This is a genomic window from Streptomyces roseolilacinus, from assembly GCF_014649335.1.
Classification (GTDB): domain Bacteria; phylum Actinomycetota; class Actinomycetes; order Streptomycetales; family Streptomycetaceae; genus Streptomyces; species Streptomyces roseolilacinus.
The window spans coordinates 368765-389633 of sequence record NZ_BMSV01000003.1; the positions used below are offsets into that span (position 1 = coordinate 368765).

Annotated in this window: 20 protein-coding genes; 10 read left to right on the forward strand and 10 right to left on the reverse strand. The window is 75.9% G+C overall.

Annotation, left to right across the window (positions count from 1 at the left end; translation table 11 throughout):
* Window positions 1–175: 175 nt before the first annotated feature.
* A complete protein-coding gene (locus IE106_RS08925) occupies window positions 176–1576 on the reverse strand; it encodes an FAD-dependent oxidoreductase (protein ID WP_189531699.1) in 1401 nt (466 codons plus the stop codon).
* A 123-nt stretch (window positions 1577–1699) separates the two neighbouring features.
* Window positions 1700–2671: a DUF4349 domain-containing protein gene (locus IE106_RS08930; RefSeq protein ID WP_189531702.1), complete on the reverse strand. Its 972-nt coding sequence runs from the start codon at window positions 2669–2671 to the stop codon at window positions 1700–1702.
* Between the two features lie 130 nt (window positions 2672–2801).
* Between IE106_RS08930 and hemG the strand changes: the two genes are divergently transcribed.
* Window positions 2802–4229 carry a protoporphyrinogen oxidase gene (gene hemG, locus IE106_RS08935; RefSeq protein ID WP_189531704.1) on the forward strand — a complete coding sequence of 476 codons (1428 nt, stop codon included), beginning with the start codon at window positions 2802–2804 and terminating at the stop codon, window positions 4227–4229.
* A gap of 10 nt (window positions 4230–4239) precedes the next feature.
* Window positions 4240–4953, forward strand: coding sequence for a hydrogen peroxide-dependent heme synthase (hemQ, locus tag IE106_RS08940; protein ID WP_189531706.1), 714 nt, complete (start codon window positions 4240–4242; stop codon window positions 4951–4953).
* Between the two features lie 139 nt (window positions 4954–5092).
* Here the strand turns inward: hemQ and IE106_RS08945 are convergent, their stop codons facing one another.
* Complete coding sequence (locus IE106_RS08945) at window positions 5093–6460, reverse strand: MbnB/TglH/ChrH family RiPP precursor modification enzyme (RefSeq protein WP_189531708.1); 1368 nt, start codon at window positions 6458–6460, stop codon at window positions 5093–5095.
* A gap of 162 nt (window positions 6461–6622) precedes the next feature.
* A complete protein-coding gene (locus IE106_RS08950; RefSeq protein ID WP_189531710.1) occupies window positions 6623–7315 on the reverse strand; it encodes an aminoacyl-tRNA hydrolase in 693 nt (230 codons plus the stop codon).
* Between the two features lie 78 nt (window positions 7316–7393).
* Here IE106_RS08950 and IE106_RS08955 point away from each other — a divergent pair, with 78 nt between their 5' ends.
* Window positions 7394–7624, forward strand: a complete 231-nt coding sequence (locus IE106_RS08955; RefSeq protein WP_189531712.1) for a hypothetical protein — start codon at window positions 7394–7396, stop codon at window positions 7622–7624.
* Between the two features lie 9 nt (window positions 7625–7633).
* Here IE106_RS08955 and IE106_RS08960 read toward each other — a convergent pair whose 3' ends face one another.
* The 4 genes from IE106_RS08960 to zapE all read right to left on the reverse strand — a co-directional run bounded on the left by IE106_RS08960 (window position 7634) and on the right by zapE (window position 11851).
* Window positions 7634–8515: a polysaccharide deacetylase family protein gene (locus IE106_RS08960; protein ID WP_229840197.1), complete on the reverse strand. Its 882-nt coding sequence runs from the start codon at window positions 8513–8515 to the stop codon at window positions 7634–7636.
* Window positions 8516–8610: 95 nt separating this feature from the next.
* Window positions 8611–9987 carry an alkaline phosphatase PhoX gene (locus tag IE106_RS08965; protein ID WP_189531714.1) on the reverse strand — a complete coding sequence of 459 codons (1377 nt, stop codon included), beginning with the start codon at window positions 9985–9987 and terminating at the stop codon, window positions 8611–8613.
* Between the two features lie 298 nt (window positions 9988–10285).
* Window positions 10286–10714: an OsmC family peroxiredoxin gene (locus IE106_RS08970; protein ID WP_189531716.1), complete on the reverse strand. Its 429-nt coding sequence runs from the start codon at window positions 10712–10714 to the stop codon at window positions 10286–10288.
* Between the two features lie 66 nt (window positions 10715–10780).
* The gene (zapE, locus tag IE106_RS08975) at window positions 10781–11851 is read right to left on the reverse strand and encodes a cell division protein ZapE (protein ID WP_189531718.1); all 1071 of its coding nucleotides are present in this window, start codon (window positions 11849–11851) and stop codon (window positions 10781–10783) included.
* A gap of 36 nt (window positions 11852–11887) precedes the next feature.
* Here zapE and IE106_RS08980 point away from each other — a divergent pair, with 36 nt between their 5' ends.
* From IE106_RS08980 to msrB, 4 genes are all read left to right on the forward strand, one after another.
* A complete protein-coding gene (locus IE106_RS08980) occupies window positions 11888–12703 on the forward strand; it encodes a pyrimidine reductase family protein (RefSeq protein ID WP_189531720.1) in 816 nt (271 codons plus the stop codon).
* A gap of 147 nt (window positions 12704–12850) precedes the next feature.
* Window positions 12851–13321, forward strand: coding sequence for an indole-3-glycerol phosphate synthase (locus tag IE106_RS08985; protein WP_189531722.1), 471 nt, complete (start codon window positions 12851–12853; stop codon window positions 13319–13321).
* 43 nt (window positions 13322–13364) lie between these two features.
* On the forward strand, window positions 13365–14759 hold the full coding sequence (gene murC, locus IE106_RS08990) for a UDP-N-acetylmuramate--L-alanine ligase (protein WP_189531724.1): 1395 nt from the start codon (window positions 13365–13367) through the stop codon (window positions 14757–14759).
* Window positions 14760–14786: 27 nt separating this feature from the next.
* The gene (gene msrB, locus IE106_RS08995) at window positions 14787–15194 is read left to right on the forward strand and encodes a peptide-methionine (R)-S-oxide reductase MsrB (protein WP_189531726.1); all 408 of its coding nucleotides are present in this window, start codon (window positions 14787–14789) and stop codon (window positions 15192–15194) included.
* Window positions 15195–15468: 274 nt separating this feature from the next.
* Here the strand turns inward: msrB and IE106_RS09000 are convergent, their stop codons facing one another.
* Entirely contained in the window at window positions 15469–16131 is a 663-nt protein-coding gene (locus IE106_RS09000; protein WP_189531728.1) for an HAD family acid phosphatase, read from the reverse strand.
* Window positions 16132–16263: 132 nt separating this feature from the next.
* Between IE106_RS09000 and IE106_RS09005 the strand changes: the two genes are divergently transcribed.
* Window positions 16264–16890: a nucleoside/nucleotide kinase family protein gene (locus IE106_RS09005; protein ID WP_189531730.1), complete on the forward strand. Its 627-nt coding sequence runs from the start codon at window positions 16264–16266 to the stop codon at window positions 16888–16890.
* A 61-nt stretch (window positions 16891–16951) separates the two neighbouring features.
* Complete coding sequence (locus IE106_RS09010) at window positions 16952–17974, forward strand: LysR family transcriptional regulator (RefSeq protein WP_189531732.1); 1023 nt, start codon at window positions 16952–16954, stop codon at window positions 17972–17974.
* A gap of 400 nt (window positions 17975–18374) precedes the next feature.
* Here IE106_RS09010 and treZ read toward each other — a convergent pair whose 3' ends face one another.
* Window positions 18375–20132 (reverse strand): malto-oligosyltrehalose trehalohydrolase, encoded by a 1758-nt coding sequence (treZ, locus tag IE106_RS09015; protein WP_189531735.1) that lies wholly within the window; start codon window positions 20130–20132, stop codon window positions 18375–18377.
* Between the two features lie 158 nt (window positions 20133–20290).
* On the opposite strand from treZ, the gene IE106_RS09020 reads away from it, so the two are divergent.
* Window positions 20291–20842, forward strand: a complete 552-nt coding sequence (locus tag IE106_RS09020) for a DUF1707 and FHA domain-containing protein (RefSeq protein ID WP_189531736.1) — start codon at window positions 20291–20293, stop codon at window positions 20840–20842.
* The last annotated feature ends 27 nt before the right edge of the window (window positions 20843–20869 follow it).

Consider the following 20869-nt stretch of genomic DNA (forward strand, 5'->3'; position numbering starts at 1 on the left):
AGGGAGCGCGGCGCCGCCCGTGTCGCCGACGGCCCGGCCCGCGGGAAGAGGCCGGGCGGGACCGGCGCGGACGGCGGCCCGGTCACGTACGCCGATGCCCCCGTCACCACCCCCGGGGACCGGCGCCGCGCCCCGGCCACGCCGCCCACCGCCGCCCCGGGGCGGCCGCGCCCGGTCAGCCCGCCTCCCGCACCGCGGCGACCGCCTTGCGGGCCGCGACCTGCACCGGGTCCCACACCGGGGAGAACGGCGGCGCGTACCCCAGGTCCAGCGCGGCGACCTGCTCCACGGTCATGCCCGCCGTCAGGGCGACCGCCGCGATGTCCACCCGCTTGCCCGCGCCCTCCCGGCCGACGATCTGCGTGCCCAGCAGCCGGCCCGTGCGCCGCTCGGCGATCATCTTCACCGTCATCGGCGCCGCCCCCGGGTAGTACCCGGCCCGGCTCGTCGACTCGGCCGTCACCGTCACGTACCGCAGGCCGACCGCGCGGGCGTCCCGCTCGCGCAGGCCGGTACGGGCGATCTCCAGCGAGCAGACCTTGCTCACGGCCGTGCCCACGACGCCGGGGAACGTGCCGTAGCCGCCCGCCACGTTCGCCCCGATGACCTGGCCGTGCTTGTTGGCGTGCGTGCCGAGCGGGACGTGCCGCTCCCGGCCGGACACCAGGTCCAGCACCTCCACGCAGTCGCCGCCCGCCCACACCTCCTCCCGGCCGCGCACGCGCATCGCCAGGTCGGTGAGCAGCCCGCCGTACGTGCCGAGGGGCAGGCCCGCCGCCCGGGCCAGCGTGGTCTCGGGCTCGACGCCGAGGCCGAGGACCACGACGTCGGCCGGGTACTCCGTACCGCCGGCGACCACGGCCCGCACGTCCCCGCCGGGGCCGGTCAGCACCTCGGTCACCTCGGCGCCGCCGACGGTGGTGATGCCCATCCCGTCCATCGCCGCGCGCACCAGCCTCCCCATGTCGGGGTCGAGGGTCGCCATCGGCTGTTCGCCCCGGTTCAGGACGGTCACCTCGTAACCCCGCCGGAGCAGCGCCTCGGCCATCTCCACGCCGATGTACCCGGCGCCCACGACCACGGCCCGCCGGCCCGGCGCCCCGTCCAGGCGGTCGAGGAGGGCCTGCCCGTCGTCGAGCGTCTGGACGCCGTGCACGCCCGGCGCGTCGATGCCCGGCAGCGGCGGGCGCACCGGCCGCGCCCCGGTCGCCAGGACCAGCCGGTCGTACCCGGTCCACGACTCGGTGCCCGACTCCGCGTCGCGGGTGCGCACCCGGCCGCGGTCGAGGTCGAGCTCGGTGACCTCCGTGCGCAGCCGCACGTCGATGTCCCGCGCCCGGTGCTGCTCGGGCGTCCGCGCGACGAGCCGGTCCCGGTCGGTGACCTCGCCGCCGACCCAGTACGGGATGCCGCACGCCGAGTACGACGTGAAGCGGCCCCGCTCGAACGCCACGATCTCCAGCTCGTCCGGCCCCTTCAGGCGGCGGGCCTGCGACGCGGCGGACATCCCCGCCGCGTCGCCGCCGACCACCACCAGCCGCTGCCGTCCCGTACCGCGTCCCGTGTCTCGTTCCATGGGGAACACGCTACGGGGCGGCGGCCGTTCAGCCGCGACCCTCCTCGGGTGCCTCGGGTGCCTCGGGTGCCTCGGGTGCCCGGCCCCGCGGCGGCGCCGGGGCGCCGGTCACCGGGGCGCCGGTCACCGGGGCGCCCGCCGCCGGCATCGGGGCCACGGGTTCGGCGCGGGCCGCGCCGGGCGCCGCGGCCCGCGCGCGCGGCGCCGGGCCCGCCACGGTCCCAGCACCCGCCGCCACACCGCGTACCCGGCGGCCAGCAGCACCAGCCACGGCGCCAGCGCCGCGAGGACGATCACGAACCAGGTCAGCGACGTCAGCAGCGCGTCCCAGCCGCCGCGCAGCGCGTCCAGCACGCCCGGCTCGTCGTCGTCCCGCGCCTCGACGGCCTCCGGCTCGCTCAGCTCCAGGGTGATCGTCGCCAGCGACGTGCGGTCCTTCAGCGACGCCTGCTGGGCCAGCAGCGACTCCAGGTCCGCCTGGCGGGAGCTCAGCTCCCGTTCCAGCTCGACCACGTCGGTCAGCCGCGTCGCCCGCTCCATCAGCTCCCGGACCCGCGCGACGCTCGCCCGCTGCGTGGCGATGCGGCTCTCCACGTCCACCACCTGGTCGGTGACGTCCTTCGCGTCCGCCCGCCGCTCCAGCAGCCTCCCCGTGCCCGCCAGCTCCTTGAGCACCCCCTCGTACGCGGCCTGCGGGACCCGCAGCGAGATCCGGGAGGTCAGGCCGCCGCCGGGGTGCCGCTTCGTCGACTCGTCCGCGACGTGGCCGCCCGCGGCCGCGGCGACGTCCCGGGCGCGGGCCAGCGCCTTGTCGGCGTCTTCCACCTCCACGGACAGCTCCGCGGTCCTGATGACGTGCTGCCGCACGGCCCCGGGCGCCGCCTTCGCGCCGCCCTGCCCGGCCTGCGGCGCGCCGCTGCTGTAGGCGGACGCGGGGCCCTCGGCCCCCCGCGCGGCCTCGGGGGCCGCCGCCCCCCGGTCGGCCGCGGCCTCCTTCGCCCCGGAGTCGCCCGTGCCGGCGCAGCCGGCGAGCGCCAGCGAGGCGCCGAGCAGGACGGCCGCGAGCGCGTGCCGCGGGCGTGTCGGGATCGGCATGAGTGGTTCCCCCCAAGGAATCGACGCCGTGACGTGGGTTCGACGCGGGAGGGGGGCGCGCCGGTTGCGCCTTGTGGTTGCGGATGGGTCACGTTCGGGGCCCGGTCCGGCGTTTGAGACAGTGGTCCCCATGAACACGGACAACGTGGACACGGCCCGCGGACGGGTCGTCGTCATCGGCGGCGGCATCGCCGGACTCGCCGCGGCGCACCGGGTGCTCCGCGCCGGCCGGAGCGTGACCCTGCTGGAGGCCGCCGGCCGGGTCGGCGGCAAGCTCCAGGCGGGGGAGATCGCCGGGGTCCCCGTCGACCTGGGCGCCGAGTCGATCCTCGCCCGCCGCCCCGAGGGCGTCGAGCTCGCCCGTGCCGTGGGCCTGGGCGACCGCCTCCAGCCGCCCGCCACGGCCACGGCCTTCGTGTGGACCCGCGACGCGCTGCGGCCGATGCCCAAGGGCCACGTCATGGGCGTCCCCGGCGACCCGGGCGCCCTGGCCGGCCTGTTGTCCGGCGAGGGCCTGAGCGCCGTCGCGCGGGACCGCGAACTGCCGCCCGCCGAGCTCGGCGACGACGTCGCCATCGGCGCGTACGTGGCCGAGCGCATGGGCCGCGAGATCGTCGACCGGCTCGTCGAACCCCTCCTCGGCGGGGTCTACGCGGGCGACTCGTACCGGATCTCGATGAAGGCCGCCGTGCCGAAGCTGTTCGAGGCCGCCCGGCGCCACACGACGCTCACCGACGCGGTGCGGGCCGTCCAGGCCGCCGCCGCCCAGGCGCCGGCCGGGCCCGCGTTCGCGGGCATCGCCGGCGGGATCGGGCGGCTCCCGCTCGCCGTCGCCGAGGCGATCACGGCGGCGGGCGGCGAGATCCGCACGAACACGCCCGTCCGCGGCCTGAGCCGCCGCCCCGACGGCTGGGAGGTCCGCACTGACCGCGGGGCCCTGCACGCCGCCGCGGTGATCCTCGCGACGCCCGCCCGGCCCACCGCGGAGCTCCTCGCCGCCGAGTCCCCGGCCGCCGCCGCCGAGCTCGCCGCCGTCGAGTACGCCTCGATGGCCCTCGTCACCCTCGCCTTCCGGCGCGCCGACGTCGCCTCGGTACCCGCCGGGTCCGGCTTCCTCGTGCCGCCCGTCGACGGCCGCACGATCAAGGCGTCCACGTTCTCCAGCCGCAAGTGGGGCTGGGTCGACGAGGGCGCCGGCGACCTGTTCGTGCTGCGCACCTCCATCGGCCGGTACGGCGAGGAGGAGTACCTGGACCGGGACGACGCCGACCTCGTGGCGGTCTCCCTGCGCGACCTCGGCGACGCCGTGGGGATCGCCGCGAAGCCCGTCGCCACCGAGGTGACCCGCTGGACCGGCGGCCTGCCGCAGTACCCGGTGGGCCACCCCGCGCGCGTCGCCCGCATCCGCCGGGCCGTCGCCGCGCTGCCCGGACTGCGGGTGTGCGGCGCGGCGTACGACGGCGTCGGCATCCCCGCGGTCGTCGCGGACGGATGGCGGGCGGCGGACGAGATCCTCGCCACGCCGACCCCGGCGCCGAGCACGGTGAGCGACGAGTGAGAATAGCCGTATGAGTGCGCCCGAAAAGATCCCGAACGCCGGTAAGAAGGCGAAGGACCTCAACGAGGTCATCCGCTACACCCTGTGGTCCGTCTTCAAGCTGCGCGACGCTCTGCCGGAGGACCGCGGCGGCTACGCCGAGGAGGTCCAGGAGCTGTTCGACCAGCTCGCGGCCAAGGACGTCACGATCCGCGGCACCTACGACCTGTCCGGGCTGCGCGCCGACGCCGACGTGATGATCTGGTGGCACGCCGAGACCTCGGACCAGCTCCAGGAGGCGTACAACCTCTTCCGCCGCACCCGGCTCGGCCGCGCGCTGGAGCCGGTGTGGTCGAACATGGCGCTGCACCGCCCCGCCGAGTTCAACAAGTCGCACATCCCGGCGTTCCTCGCGGACGAGACGCCGCGCGACTACGTGAGCGTCTACCCGTTCGTGCGCTCGTACGACTGGTACCTGCTGCCCGACGAGGACCGCCGCCGCATGCTCGCCGACCACGGCAAGATGGCCCGCGGCTTCCCCGACGTCCGCGCCAACACGGTCGCGTCGTTCTCGCTCGGCGACTACGAGTGGCTCCTCGCGTTCGAGGCGGACGAGCTCCACCGCATCGTGGACCTCATGCGCCACCTGCGGGGCAGCGAGGCCCGCCGGCACGTCCGCGAGGAGGTCCCGTTCTTCACGGGCCGCCGCAAGGACGTGGCGGACCTGGTGGCGGGGCTGGCCTGAGACCTGGTGGCGTCCGGCACGACCGGCCGCCACCCCTCGACCCGGAAGATCAGACGGCGGGCGCTTCCCGTCCGCCGCTCCAGCGACACCGGGTCCGGCTCCGGGTGCGGCGCGCAGTCTCCTGCGCGCCGCACCGGCGTCACCCCACCAGCGCGGCGCGCGCCGCGTGCACCAGCCGGGCCGCCCTCCCCGGTGGGCGCGGGCCCGAGCGCTCCGCCCACCACAGGTACAGCCGCCGCCGGGCGCGGCCGTCCCCGGGCCGGCCCGCGTCGAGCAGGTGCCGGGCGAAGGCCAGGGCGTCCTGCCGGTAGCCGCCCGGCATCGGACGGGCCCGGGCGTACGCCACGAACGCCTCCCGGTAGTCCTCCCCGAGCAGCTCCGGCAGCTCGGGTGCGAGCTTCGCGACGATCCCCGCCCGCTTCCGGGCCAGCGCCCGGCCCTGCAACCGCAGCCGCGCCCCGTCGAAGCCCTCGGGCGCGGGGGTCCCCGCGACGAGCGCCGACAGCAGCGCGGCCTGGGCGAGCCCCAGCCGCTCCCGCACCCGCTCCGGGGCCGCCGCGGCCGCCTTCCGCCGCGGGTCCTCCGCCGGTCCGTGCCGCGCGTCCCCGGCCGGTCCGTGCCGCGGGTCCCTCCGCGCCGTCGCGGTCACCTCCCGCCGCGTGCCCGCCGGGCGCCCCGGCGTCCCCGCCGCGGCCACCCGCTCCCGGATCGCGGCCAGCTCCGCCGCGAGCTCGTCCTCCGGCGGGAAGTCGTCGTCGCGCTCCAGCAGCACCCCGGGCGGCGCCGCCCGCGACACCAGCTCCGACAGCAGGTCGAGGACCTGCGGCGGCACGGGGTGGGCGTGCGTGTCGTGCCAGACGCCGTCGCGCTCCACGCCGCCCGCCACGTGCACGTACGCGAGCGCCTCGACGGGCAGCGCGGCGAGGGCCTCGGCCGGGTCGTCCCCGCGGTTGAGCCGGTTGGTGTGGAGGTTCGCCACGTCGATGAGGAGCCGTACGCCGGTGCGGTCGACCAGCTCCGCCAGGAACCGGCCCTCCGTCAGCTCGTCGCCCGGCCAGGAGAACAGCGCCGCCACGTTCTCCAGCGCCAGCGGCACGGGCAGCGCCTCCTGCGCGATGCGGACGTTCTCGCACAGCACGTCCAGCGCCTCCCGCGTGCGGGGCACCGGCAGCAGGTGCCCGGCCTCCATCGCGGGCGACGCGGTGAGCGGCCCCCCGGCCCGTACGAACGCGATGTGCTCGGTCACCAGCGGCGCGCCCAGCGCGGTCGCGGTGGCGGCGAGCCGGGCCAGCCGCGCCTCGTCGGGCCGGCCGGCGCCGCCGAGGCCGAGGGACACGCCGTGCGGGACGACGGTGACGCCCCGCTCGCGCAGCCGGAGGAGGGAGGCGGGGACGTGGTCGGCGCACACGTTCTCCGCGACGACCTCCACCCAGTCGACGCCGGGCAGCCGCTCCACCGCCTCCGCGATCTCCGGCCGCCAGCCGATGCCTGTGCCCAGCTCCGTCATGTGCCCCCTCCTCCGTGCCGCTGGAGGGGTCATGGCCCCGCCACCGGGCGCCGAACCCCCGGGTCCCGCTTTCAGAGCTTCATTTGAGCTTGGGGCCTCCCGATCCCGCTCACCGGGCCCGCGGACCGGCGCGGGGAGGCACGTACGGGGAGGACGGGGCGTTCAGGCGGCGGGGGAGAAGTCGGAGACCACCGTGGCGGATCCCGGGGCGATCTCGGTGAAGCCCGCGTCGCGCACCACCGGGCGGCCGCTCGCGGTCAGGCCGGCCCAGCGCGCGGGCTCCGCGGTGCGGACCGCGAGGGGGAAGCCCGCCTCCCGCCAGGAGGAGCGGGCGGCGTCGTCCATCGCCCACCACAGCAGCTGCGCCCCGTGGCCGACCTGGGCCATCTCCTTGCCGGTCGACATGCGCAGCCCGGGGTTGAGCCACAGCACGGCGCCGCCCGGCGCGGGGGGCGGGGGCCCGGACGGGTCGGCGAGTTCGGTGCCGGAGACCTGGAGGCGCGCCAGGTCCTTGGGCCAGCCGTCGAGCGGGACGGGCGGGAAGACCCGGACCTCGGCGCCCGCGCCGGTGACCGTGATGCCCGGCAGCCGCTCGGCGCGCCGCCACTCCGCGCCCCGGGCACGCCGGACGACCTTGCGGATGCGGGCGTCCTCCCAGTCGCGCACGGCCCGCGCCCACGCGCCGTCGCCCGTCGAGCGGTCGTCCGACAGCATCACCAGCACGGCTCGCGCGGCGGTCTCCAGCGCGTCGGTGCGGTCCGGCGGCGCGGCCTTCTCGATCCGCACGACGAGCGGCAGGACGAACTGCGGCGCGGCGTCCCGCTCGTCGGTCTCGATGACGTTCTCGCTGCTCACGGCCCCAGTCTGCCAGCCGGGCGGGGCCGCCCCGGCGCCGGGAGCCGGGTGCGGGCGCACAGGACTACAGTCGTGAGCATGGACGAGAGCCACGAGGGTGCCCACCGCGGAGCGCCGGACGACCCGACCCGTACCTCCCCGGCGGCCGGGACCGGAGCCGATGCCGCGGCCGGGACCGGTACCGCCGGGCCGTTCGCGGACTGCGTGCTCTGCGGGGAACCCACGGAGTACCCCGAGTCGACCAGGGGCGCCACGCTGTGCCCCGTGTGCGAGTGGCAGGAGGCCCAGCGCACCGCCTGCTCCGGCTGAGGGCCCGCCTCAGCCCGCGGCCATCAGCTCCGACACCTTCACGAAGCGGTAGCCGCGCGCCCGCAGCTCCGGGACGATGCGGCGGACCGCCTGCTCGGTGACCGGCGCCGCGCTCAGCGTGCAGTGCAGCACGACGACCGAGCCCGGCCGCACACCGTCCAGCACCTGCTCGGCCACGGCGTCGGCGTCCGTCGCGAAGGCGTCGCCGCTCACCACGTCCCACTGCACGGCGGTGACCCTCGCCGGCGCCAGCGCGCGCAGCGCCGCGTCGTCGTAGCAGCCGCCCGGGAAGCGGAAGTACGGCACGACGTTGCGGGCGCCCGTCGCGCGCAGCGCCGCGAACGCCCGGTCGACGTCCGCCGCCATCTCCTGGCGGGACAGCGTCGGCAGGCCGTAGCAGGGGGAGCGGAAGGCGTGGTGGCTGTAGGAGTGGTTGGCGATCTCGAAGCGCGGGTCCGTGCCGATGGACCGGGCCTGGTCGGGGTACTCCTCCGCCCACCGGCCCGTCATGAACACCGTCGCGTCGACCTCCAGACGGCGGAGCGTCGCGATGAGGGCGGGGTTGTCGAACCGCTCGCCGCGTGCCGCGCGCGGTCCCTGATCGGCCGTCATGTCGGCGTCGAAGGTGAGGGCGACGGTCTTCTCGGCGGCCGCCGCGCCCGTGTCGGCGACGCGGCGCTCGAAGACCGGGGTCAGGCCGTTCGGCCCCGGGGCCATCGTCGGCGGGGTGCGTCGGGAGGCCGCCGCCCCGGTCCGGGGCGACGCCTGGGCGGAGGGGGCGGCGCCGGGGTGCCGGTCCGTGGGGCCGGCCGCGGGGGGAGGGGCCCCGCAACCGGCCAGGACGGCCCACAGGGCGGCCAGAACCGACAGACGTCGTGCAGAAAATGTCACTATCGGAAAGTATCCGATCAGTTGCCCGACGCCGTCGCCGTGTCGTCTGTGTCGCCCGCGTAGCCCGTGTGGCCCCGCCCGGGGTCAGGACCCGCTCACCGCCAGGGCCCGGTCACCGCGAAGGTCGTGCCGGGCGCGTAGCAGTTCAGGTACATCGTCCGGCCGTCCGGCGAGAAGGTGACGCCCGCGAACTCGCCCCACTCGGTGGCGCCCCCGGAGCCGTCGGACGCCAGTGCCCGGGCGTTGCGGGCCATCGCGTACACCTCGCCGCGCCGCGTCAGCCCGTACACGTGCTGCGCCCCGCCCCCGTCCTCGCACACCATGAGCCCGCCGCCCGGGGCGAGGCAGATGTTGTCGGGCGCCTCGCCGGGCAACCGCGGGTCGGTGTCCGGGCCGAACACGACGACCAGCGTGAGCCGGCCCCGGTACGGGTCGTACCGCCACACCTGCCCGTGGTGGTCGGCGGCCGAGCCCTGGGAGGCGCGGGCGTAGCTGGAGACGAAGTACACCGACCGGCCGCCCCAGTAGCAGCCCTCCAGCTTCTGCGCGTGGGTGACGCCCCGGGGGCCGAAGTCCTGGAACCGGATCGGGGTGTGCCGCGCCCGGCCGTCCGGCACGGGCACCCACTCGACGCCGTCGAACGACGTGCCCGGCTCCCGTACGGCGGACAGGTCCGGCACGTCCGGTACGCGCATCGCCTCCAGGGCGCCGCCCGCGCTCAGCGACCCGGGGCCGCCGAGGGGCCGGTTCGGCAGGAACCGGTAGAACAGCCCGAACGGCCGGTCGAACGCGTCCTCCGTCTCGTAGACGACGCCCGTGCGCGGGTCGACGGCGACGGCCTCGTGCGGGAAGCGGCCCAGGGCGGTCAGCGGGACGGCCCCGGAGCGGCGGGGGTCGGCGGGGTCGACCTCGAAGACGAAGCCGTGGTCCTCGGCGTAGCCGTTGGTGCCGGCCCGGTCCTCGGTCTCCTCGCAGGTGAGCCAGGTGTTCCACGGGGTGGGGCCGCCCGCGCAGTTCACGGCCGTGCCGGCGAGGGCGACGCGCTCGTCGAGGACGCCGCCCGTCCGGTCGAGCGTGAGGGCCGTGCAGCCGCCCTTGGCCGCCGGGTCGTACGTCAGGCCGGGCACGGCCGGGACGCCGAGCGCGACCCGGGCGCCGTTCTCGTGGTTGCGGACCAGGTGGACGCGGCCGTGGCGACCGGCGAAGGCGCCCATGCCGTCGTACCGGCCCGGTACCGCGCCCTCCCCGGAGCGCAGCGGCGCGCCCTCGCGGGACAGCACCCGGTAGCGGAACCCGCGGGGGAGGTCGAGGAGGCCGTCCGGATCGGGGACGAGCGGTCCGTAGCCGGTGCTTCCGGTGTGGGCGGACGCGGCGGCCGTACCGGCGAACAGTTCGGTGAGCGCGCCGCTGAAGGCGATCCCGGCGAGTGCGGTGCCGGTGCGGGCGAGGATGTGACGTCGTGTTGCGGACATGGCATCTCCCTGCTGGCGGACAGGAACACGGACGTGACGGAACCGCACACGTGTATCACGCTGTGTGGCGGGAGGTGAACCGTGCGGACGGTGCGGCTTTCGCGCCCCTCGGGGCCGCCGGTACGGCCGCCCCCGCCCGACCCGGTGCACCCGCCGCCGGTGCGCCCCCCGCCCCGCTCCGGCACGCCCGCCCCCGGTCCGTCCACCCCGCCGCCCCCCGAAACGGGTCCGCCCCGGAAACGGGTCCGGCCGCCACCCCCTTCGGGGCGGCGGCCGGATCTCGGGGCGGTGGTGCCGCTCAGCCCGCGAGGCTCGCGGTCAGCGTGATCGTCGTGCCCGCCAGCGCCTGGCTGACCGGGCAACCCGCCTTGGCCTCCTCCGCGGCCTTGGCGAACGCGGCCTCGTCCATGCCGGGGACCTCGCCCTCGACCGTGAGGTGCACGCCCGTGATGCCCGTGCCGGGCTGGAAGGTGACGTCGGCCTTCGTGGTCAGCCGGGTCGGCGGCGTGCCGGCCTTGCCGAGGACGGCCGACAGGAACATGGAGAAGCAGCTGGAGTGGGCGGCCGCGATGAGCTCCTCCGGGCTCGTCTTGCCGCCCGGCTCCTCGGCGCGCGCGGGCCAGGAGACCGGGTAGGAGCCGATGCCGGAGGAGTCGAGGGTCACGGTGCCCGTGCCCTCGGTGAGGTTGCCCTCCCAGACGGTGTGCGCGTGACGCGTGGTGGCCATGCCGGGTTCCCTTCCGGCGCCGTGCGGCGCCAGGACGGTGGACGGTGGGGCTTACGGCCCCCCAACCTACTGCGTGACCAGCCCCTTGGCGTCCCGCGCCAGGGCGGTGAGCCGCGAGATCGCCCGGAAGTACTTCTTGCGGTACCCGCCGTTCAGCATCTCGTCCCCGAACAGCCGGTCGAAGGGCAACCCGGAGGCGAGCACGGGTATCTCCCGGTCGTACAGCCGGTCGGCCAGGACCACCAGGCGCAGCGCCGTCGACTGGTCGGGGACGGCCGTCACCCCCGTCAGGCAGACCGCCGCCACGTCCTCGGTGAGCGCCCCGTACCGGCTCGGGTGGACCCGCGCCAGGTGCTCCAGCAGCTGCGGGAAGTGGTCCAGGGAGGCGCCCGGCGTCGCGTGCGCGGCCCGCGTGACCTCCTCCTCCGCGTACGGGGCCGGGGCCTGGGGCAGCCCGCGGTGGCGGTAGTCCTCGCCGTCGATGCGCAGCGGCCGGAAGTGCGCGGACAGGCCCTGGATCTCGCGCAGGAAGTCGGCGGCGGCGAACCGGCCCTCGCCCAGCTTGCCCGGCAGCGTGTTCGACGTGGCGGCCAGGGCGACGCCCGACTCGACCAGCTTGCCGAGCAGCGTGGACACCAGCACCGTGTCGCCCGGGTCGTCCAGCTCGAACTCGTCGATGCACAGCAGCCGGTGCCCGCCGAGGGTCCGCACGGTCTGCTGGAAGCCGAGCGCGCCGACCAGGTTGGTCAGCTCCACGAAGGTGCCGAACGCCTTGAGCTCGGGCTCGGCCGGCGTGGCGTGCCAGAGCGACGCCAGCAGGTGCGTCTTGCCGACGCCGTACCCGCCGTCCAGGTACACCCCGCGCGGACCGGCGGGGGCGGCGGGCTTCCGGGAGAACCAGCGGCGCCGGCCCGCGCCGCCCGCGTGCGCCCCGTCGAGGCCGGCGGCGAAGGAGGCCAGCACCCGGACGGCCTCGGCCTGGCTGGGCTGGTTCGGGTCCGGGATGTACGTGTCGAAGCGCACGCCGTCGAAGCGCGGCGGGGGCACCATCTCGGCGACCAGGCGATCGGCGGGGACGTGCGGCTCGCGGGCGCACAGGGACAGCGGGACCGCTTCGGTCAGGGCACTCGTCGACACGCTCCCCACTGTAAGGGCCGTGCCAGACTGCACGACATGCGACGCCTGTTCCCTGTGACCGACCAGACACCCCCCGTCCCCGCCGGCCCCGCCGCGCCCGCCGCCGTGGGGGAGGGCCGCGAGTGGTCCCTCGACGAGCTGGCCGAGGCGTACGCCTACCCGGCCGCCGGGGCCCCGCACGGTGCGTGGCTGCGCGCCAACATGGTGTCGTCCCTGGACGGCGCCGCCCAGCACGACGGGCGCTCGGAGCCGATCTCCTCCGCCGCCGACATGCGGATCTTCGGCACGCTGCGGGCGCTCGCCGACGTGGTCGTCGTGGGCGCCGAGACCGTACGCCTGGAGGGCTACCGCCCGGCCCGCGCGCGGGAGGCCTTCGCCGCGCGCCGGGCGGCGGCCGGGCAGGGGCCCGCGCCCGCCATCGCCGTGGTGAGCGCCTCGCTGGACCTGGACTTCTCGCTGCCGCTGTTCACCTCGCCGCTCGTGCCGACCCTGGTCCTCACGGGCGCCGCCGCGCCGCCCGACCGGGTGCGGGAGGCCGAGCGGGCCGGGGCGGAGGTGGTCGTCGCGGGCGACGGGCCGGGCGTGGAGCCGGGGCGCGCCGTGGAGGCGCTGGCCGGGCGCGGGCTGACCCGGCAGCTCACCGAGGGCGGACCGCGGCTGCTGGGCCAGTTCGTGGCCGCCGGGGTGCTGGACGAGCTGTGCCTGACCGTGTCCCCCACGCTCACCGCCGGGGACGCGCAGCGCATCGCGGGTGGGCCGGCCGTGGCGGTGCCGTCGCGGTTCGCGCTGGCGTCCGTGCTGGAGGAGGACGGCTTCCTCTTCACGCGGTACCGCCGGACCGCCCCGGTGTGAACCGGTCCGGGGCGGACAGACGGGGGAGACACTGATCGCGCAACAGATCGGAATTAACCGTTCCGCCTACCCTGTGCCGGGCAGACTTACCTTCGCAGACCCCGTCCGGGCACGGGGAAGGATGGTTTCCGCAGAAGGGCTTCCAAGGTGTTCACAAGCGTTCTGATGATCGAGAAACCGCTGTCGTCCGTGGACGTGGACTTCGTCACGACCCTGCACGGCGACGAGACCGTCTCCTTCATCGTGCTCATGCAGCCCCGGGGCGACCAGGCCGACGTACTGCTCCGGGCCATCGACGACGTCGCCGTCGGCGCGCTGAAGGACGCGGCCAAGGAGGGCGAGGAACCGTCCGGCACGGAGGCGAGACGCCCGGCGGAGGCGGCCCTGGAACGGTCGGTGCAGGCCCTGCGCGACGTCGGCTGCGAGGCGGTCGGCCAGGTCGTCGAGGACCACCCGCTGGACAAGATGAAGGCCGTCGTGGAGGAGGCGGACGCCGACGAGGTGATCGTGCTGACCGCCCCGCACTACGTGGAGGAGTTCTTCCACCGGGACTGGGCGTCCCGCGCCCGCCACAAGGTCGGCGTACCGGTGCTCAAGCTCTTCGCCCACAACGAATAGGCTGGGCCCCCGCACGTACGCCACACCCCGGGGAGAGATCCGCATGGCACCCGCCATCCCTGCCGCAATGGAACGGCCGCACTTCATCGGCATCGGCGGCGCCGGCATGTCGGGCATCGCGAAGATCCTCGCCCAGCGCGGGGCCAAGGTCGCCGGCAGCGACGCGCGCGAGTCCGAGACCGCCGCGTCGCTGCGCGCCCTCGGCGCGACCGTCCACATCGGCCACGCCGCGCACCACCTCGCCGACGACAGCAGCTGCGTCGTCGTCTCCAGCGCCATCCGCGACGACAACCCCGAGCTCGCCCGCGCGCGGCAGCTCGGCGTCCCCGTCGTGCACCGCTCCGACGCGCTGGCCGCGGTGATGAGGGGCCTGCGCGCCGTCGCCGTCGCCGGCACCCACGGCAAGACCACCACCACGTCGATGCTCGCCGTCGCCCTCACCGAGCTCGGCCTCGACCCGTCGTACGCCATCGGCGGCGACCTCGCGGGCCCCGGCACCAACGCCCGGCACGGCGCCGGCGACCTCTTCGTCGCCGAGGCCGACGAGAGCGACCGCAGCTTCCAGAAGTACGACCCCGAGGTCGCCGTCGTCCTCAACGTCGAACTGGACCACCACGCCAACTACGCCTCCCTCGAGGAGATCTACGAGTCCTTCGAGGCGTTCGTCGCCAAGGTCCCCCGCGGCGGCACCCTCGTCGTCGGCGAGCACCCGGGCGCCCGCGAGCTGGCCGCTCGGGTCTCCGGCCGGCCGGACCTGCACGTCCTGCGCGTCGGCGAGGCGGAGGGGTCCGACGTGTGGATCCGCCGGATCACCCCGAAGGGGATGACCAGCGAGGTCAGCGTCGTCCTCGACGGGCGCGAGCACACCTTCACGGTCTCCGTGCCCGGCCGCCACTACGCCCACAACGCCGCCGCCGCCCTCGCCGCCGGCACGCGCGCGGGCGTCGACCCGGCCGACCTGGCCCGGGCCCTCACCGCGTACACCGGCGTCGGGCGCCGCCTCCAGCTCAAGGGCGAGGCCGCCGGCGTCCAGGTCATCGACTCGTACGCGCACCACCCCACCGAGATGACCGCCGACCTGGAGGCGATGCGCGCCGCGGCCGGCACCGACCGCCGCCTCCTGGTGGTCTTCCAGCCGCACCTGTTCTCCCGCACGCAGGAGCTGGGCACGGAGATGGGCCAGGCCCTCGCCCTCGCCGACCGGTCGCTGGTCCTCGACATCTACCCGGCCCGCGAGGACCCGGTCCCGGGCGTCACCAGCGCCCTGATCACCGACGCGGCCACCGCGGCGGGCGCCGAGGTCACCCCGGCGCCCGACAAGGACGCCGTGCCCGGGCTGATCGCGGGAATGGCCCGGCCCGGCGATCTCGTTCTCACCATGGGCGCCGGCGACGTCACGGACCTCGGCCCGAGGATCCTCGACCGCCTGGCGGACTGACCCGAGCAGAGGGAGCTGAAGCAGACCATGCCGTACGAGGTCGAGAAGCCGGACGAGCAGTGGCGCGCCGAACTGACGCCGCAGGAGTACCACGTCCTGCGCGAGGCCGGCACGGAACCCCCCTTCACCGGCGAGTACACCGACACCGGGACCGAGGGCGTCTACTCCTGCCGGGCGTGCGGCGCGGAGCTGTTCACGTCCCGCACGAAGTTCGCGTCCCACTGCGGCTGGCCGTCCTTCTACGACCCGAAGGACAGCGACGCCGTCGAGCTCCTGGAGGACCGCTCCCACGGCATGGTCCGCGTCGAGGTCCGCTGCGCCCGCTGCGGCTCCCACCTGGGCCACGTCTTCGAGGGCGAGGGCTACCCGACCCCCACGGACCAGCGCTACTGCATCAACTCGGTCTCCCTGCGCCTGACCCCGGCCGAGGACTGAGCGACCGGCCGTCCACGCCGCCGACGGCCCCGGCCGGGGGAGCACCCTCCGGCCGGGGCTCCGTTCCGGCCGTCCTGCCCCCGCGGGCCCGCCGCTTCACGGCGGCCCCGGGACGCGGCGGGAACCGCACGGGTGCGGGTGAAGCGCCGCCACGCCCCGTACGGGTCCCTGCCCTCCGGGCCGCCGACGCCGCTCGCCGACCGGGTGGCCCGTACGCCGCGACCGCCGTCCCCGCACCGGGGACGGCGGTCGTCGTCTCGGCGGTGCGCCGGGGTCAGGACAGCTTGCCGTCGTAGTCCGGCAGCTTGAAGGTGCGCTCCGCGTGGCCGCCCGTCAGGTCGCTCGGGCGGTTGCCGATGTTGGCGATGATCTTGTAGCCCTTCGCCTCGATCTCGGCGCGCTTCTCCGTCTTGTACGCGGCGACCTCGTGGAACAGGTCGGGCAGGTCGCGGACGTACAGGCCGTCCACCGGGTAGCCCACGGACCTGAGGTTGTGCGCGGTGAGGTCGTGGATGATGCCGGGCCGGGCGGTGACGAAGAAGACGTCCACGCCGCGGGAGTCGGCGTAGCGGGCCAGGTCGAGGGACGGGCGGACGGCGGGGGTCGGGAACTCCCAGAAGTAGTGGAAGTCCGTCTCCAGGGACGTGTTGTCGATGTCCAGCACGATCGCCAGCTTCTCGCCGGAGGCGTTCGCCGTGCGCTGCTCGATGTAGGGGCGGGCCGTGGCGAGGGCCGCCGCCACGTCGCGCTGCCAGGCCGCGTAGTCCACGCCCTTGGCCTGGGCGGTGGCGCCGGCGGCCGCGACGGCGGCGGCCGGCCGCTCGGGGGCCGCGACCGGTGCCGCCGCACCCGCCTGGGCGGGCCAGGCCAGGGCCAGGGCCGCCGCGGCGGCGGCGACGGTGAGGGGGCGGCGCGGGGAGGTGCTGCGTCCGTGCATGGGTCACTCCTCTGTGGGGGGTGTGAGCGTGCTTCGCCATGCTCCTGTCACATAGTGGACGGAATGCGGCGCTCCGACTACTGGTCGGTAGCCACGAATTGAGAGACCGCTCGGACCTGGACAATCGAGACCGTGAACACACAGCAGCTCGACGCCCTCACCGCCCGCGCCCGCCGCCTCGCCACCCCCGGCACGCGGCGCCTCCTCGGCCTCGCCGGCGCGCCCGGCGCCGGCAAGTCCACCCTGGCCGCGCACCTCGTCGACCGGCTCGGGGGGCTCGCCGTCCTCGTCCCCATGGACGGCTTCCACCTCGCGCGGGCCGAGCTCGACCGCCTCGGCCGGGCCGGCCGCAAGGGCGCCCCCGACACCTTCGACGCCGCCGGGTACGTCGCCCTGCTGGCCCGCCTGCGGGCCGCCGAGCCCGGGGTCACCGTGTACGCGCCCGCCTTCGACCGCGCCCTGGAGGAGCCCGTCGCCGGCAGCGTGCCCGTCCCGCCCGAGGTGCCGCTCGTCGTCACCGAGGGCAACTACCTGCTGCACGACGACCCCGCGTGGGCCCCGGTCCGCGCCCTCCTCGACGAGACCTGGTACCTGGAGGCCGACGACGACCTGCGGATCCGGCGCCTCGTCGACCGGCACGTCCGGTACGGCAGGAGCCGCGCCGACGCCGAGCGCTGGGTCCGGGACTCCGACGAGCCCAACGCCCGCCTGATCGCCGCCGGCCGCGCCCGCGCCGACCGCGTCGTCCCCGTCGACTGACCGGCCGTCAGAACCGTAGGCCGCCGGTCACGGGGGTGCCGGACGGTCCAGACTGGACGCCATGGACCCCCATCTCCTGCGCACGTTCGTGACGGTGATCCGGCTCGCCTCCTTCCCGGCGGCCGCGCGCGAGCTCGGCTGCGCCAAGGCCACCGTGGCCCGGCACGTCGCCGCCCTGGAGAGGGAGTTCGGCCTGCCGCTGCTGACCCGGCGGCCCGTCGTCCCGACCGTGGCGGGCGCACGGCTCCTGGAACACGCCGTGCCGCTGCTGCTGCGCCTCGACGCGGCCCGCGCCGACCTCGCCCGCCTCGCCGCCGCGCCCGACGGTGAGCTGGTCGTCGCCGCCGCCCCGCTCGCCGTCGGCCCCCGGCTGCTCGCCGCCCTCCCGGTCACCACCACCCGCGTCACCCTGTGCGTCCGGCCCCGCGACGAGATACCCGCCGCGCTCGCCGACGGCACCGCCCACCTCGGCCTCGTCGACAGCCTGTCCGTCACCGGAGACCCGCTGCTCCCACCCGGGTCCGCCCTGCCGCCCGGCCCCCCGCACGACTCCGCCGGAGCCGCGTACGGCTTCACCGGCACCACGTACGACCCCGTCGGCACCACGTGCGACCCCGTCGGTAACGCGTACGACTTCGCCGCCCCGTACGGCTTCACCGGCATCGCCCAACCGCCCGGCGCCGCCCCGCTGACCACCCTCCCCGTCACCGAGGCACCGCTCGCCGTCCACCTGCCCGCCGGCCACCCGCTGGCCCACCGCCGCGGCCTGCGCCTCGACGAGCTCACCACCGCCCGCTGGGTGGACGCCCCCGCCGCCGGTCTCCCCCTCGACCAGCTGCGCGCCGCCCACGGCACGTACGGGTTCCGCCCCGCCCTGCGCTACGACAGCACCGACGTGCACACCCTGACCGCACTCGTCGCCGCGGGACGGGGCCTCGCCCTCCTCCCGGACACCGTCCCCGCCGCCCCCAGCGCCCTCGCCGTCCCCCTCGTCGAACCACGCCTCGTCCACCGCGTCGAACTGCTCCACCCCACCGAACCGACCACCCCGGCCGCGGAGTTGGCAGCCCTGCTGCGGACATGAGACCGCCCGCGCCCTGGACCGTGGAACTCGAAGCGAAGGACTCGCCCCGGCCGAGCAAGCCGGTGGCTCGCCCGACTGCAGGTTGGACCCCGGCGCCTGAGGCGAAGGGGCGCGCCCGCGCCCAAAGGAAGAGCGTCCACCCCACACCCGGCGAACAAACCGGCGGCTCGTCCGACTGTGGCCCTGCAGGCTCCCACCCTGTGCCCGGCGCCTGAGGCGAAGGGGCGCGCCTGCGCCGAAAGGGAGAGCGCGCGCAGCCCCCGACGAAGGAGGGGGCGAGCACGGTCGACCGTCGGCACAGGCTCCCAGCGCCCCGGAGCCGAAGGCGCCCCCAAAAAAGGGGAGTGAGCACGGTCGACCGTCGGCACAGGCTCCCAGCGCCCCGGAGCCGAAGGCGCTTCTAAAGGACAGCCAGCACCACGCACGACTCCGCCGGCACCACCAGTTCCCCGCCCTCCGGTCCCGGTGCCCGCACCGGTTCCCACGCGGCCAGCACCCGGCTCCCGTCGGGGCCCAGGGGGATCCGTGCCGGGCGGTCCGCCAGGTTCACCGCGACCCGTACGTCCCCGCGCCGGTAGGCGATCCAGCGGGCCTCCTCGTCGTAGGTGACGTGCACCGCCGCCAGGTCCGGGTCGGTCAGGTCCGGCTGCGCGGCCCGCAGTGCGATCAGCTGCCGGGACCAGTCCAGCAGCCGGGCGTGCGGTTCGCGTTCCGGTTCCGTCCAGTCCAGGCAGGAGCGGTCGCGGGTCGCGGGGTCCTGCGGGTCCGGGACGTCCTCCTCCTTCCAGCCGTGCGCCGCGAACTCCCGCCGCCGGCCACGCCGTACGGCCTCGGCCAGTTCGGGGTCGGTGTGGTCGGTGAAGAACTGCCACGGCGTGCGGGCGCCCCATTCCTCGCCCATGAACAGCATCGGCGTGAACGGTCCCGTCAGGACCAGCGTCGCCGCGCACGCCAGCAGGCCGGGGGAGAGGGACGCCGACAGCCGGTCGCCCTGTGCCCGGTTGCCGATCTGGTCGTGGGTCTGCGCGTACCCGAGGAAGCGGTGCGCCCGTGTGCGTTCCGGGTCCACCGGGCGGCCGTGGGTGCGGCCGCGGAACGTCGAGAAGGTGCCGTCGTGGAAGAAGACCCCGCCCAGCGTCTTCGCCAGCGCGGCCAGCGGGGCCCGTGCGAAGTCCGCGTAGTAGCCCTGCGTCTCGCCGGTCAGCGCCGTGTGCAGGGCGTGGTGGAAGTCGTCGTTCCACTGGGCGTGCAGTCCCAGCCCGCCCTCCTCGCGCGGGGTGGTCGTCCGCGGGTCGCACAGGTCCGACTCGGCGATCAGGAAGTGTTCCCGCCCCTGTTGCGCGGCGAGTTCGTCGACCGCCGCCGACAGTTCCTCCAGGAACGTCAGCGCCCGTGTGTCGGCGAGGGCGTGCACGGCGTCCAGCCGCAGCCCGTCGATCCGGTAGTCGCGCAGCCAGGCGAGCGCGCTGCCCAGGAGAAACGCCCGCACCTCGTCCGAGCCCGGCGCGTCCAGGTTCACCGCCGCCCCCCACGGCGTGTGGTGGGTGTCCGTGAAGTACGGGCCGAAGGGCGGCAGGTGGTTGCCGGACGGGCCCAGGTGGTTGTGGACGACGTCCAGCACCACGCCCAGGCCCAGCCCGTGCGCCGTGTCCACGAACCGCTTCAGTGCCGCGGGCCCGCCGTACGGCTCGTGCACCGCCCACAGCGACACTCCCTCGTACCCCCAGCCGTGCCGTCCCGGGAACGGGCACAGCGGCATCAGTTCCACGTGCGTCACCCCCAGCCGCACCAGGTGGTCCAGCCGCTCCGCCGCGGCGTCGAGGGTGCCCTCCGGCGTGTACGTCCCGACGTGGAGCTCGTACAGGACGGCTCCGCGCAGTCCGTGCCCGGGTGGTTCGTTCCGCCAGGCGTGCGCGGCGTGGTCCACCACCGCGCTGCGCCCGTCCGGCCCGTCGGGCTGGCGCCGCGAACGCGGGTCGGGCAGCACCGGGCCGCCGTCCAGGGAGAAGCCGTACCGTGCTCCGTCCGGTACGCCGTCACCGACCGTCGCCGTCCACCAGCCGTCGCGCAGCGGATCGCGCTCCATGGGGTGCCGGGCACCCTCCAGTTCCAGCTCCACCCGCTCGTGCGCGTGCGGCGCCCACACCTCGAACAGCACTGGCGATCCCCTCGTCGTCGGCCGGGTACCCGTTACCGCGCCCCATCCTGGCAAGAGCGGAACCGGGAAGCACGGGACTTCGCCGTGGGGGAGGGGGCGGGTCGTCCGGTGGCGGCCCGTCTGGACACCTCGGCCCCCGGCGACCGACAATCACCTGTGTGACGTCGCCTTTCGAGCCCCAGACGCATCCCGCCCGGCTGTCGGACGCCGAGCGGGACCGGGCGCTGGAGCTGATCCGCGAGGGCGCGGTGCAGGGAAAGCTGTCCCACGACACGTTCCTGCGGCGCATGGAACTCGCCCTGGTCGCCCGCCACTCCGACGAGCTGGCGGCGCTCACCGACGACCTCCGGGAGCGGGACCGGGGCTGGGCGCGGCGGTTGTTCGGCGCCGTCGAGCGGGTCTCCGCGTTCACGGTGCGGCTGGGCCACGCCTGGCAGGCCGAGCGGCTGCCGAAGCTGCTGCTGCCGGAGCCGGGCCCGTACCCGCTGCGGATAGGGCGCGACCCGGTGAACGGGCTGCGGCTCAGCCACGAGACGGTGTCCCGGCTGCACGCCGAGCTCGGCCTGCAGGGCGGGCTGTGGATCCTGCGCGACCTCAACTCCACCAACGGCACCACCGTCAACGGGCGGCGCGTGACCGGCACGGTCGTCGTCCAGCCGGGTGACATGGTCTCCTTCGGCCGGATGGCCTTCCGCCTCGCGGCCCGCTGAGCCCGACGGCACCGGCACCCAGGTCAG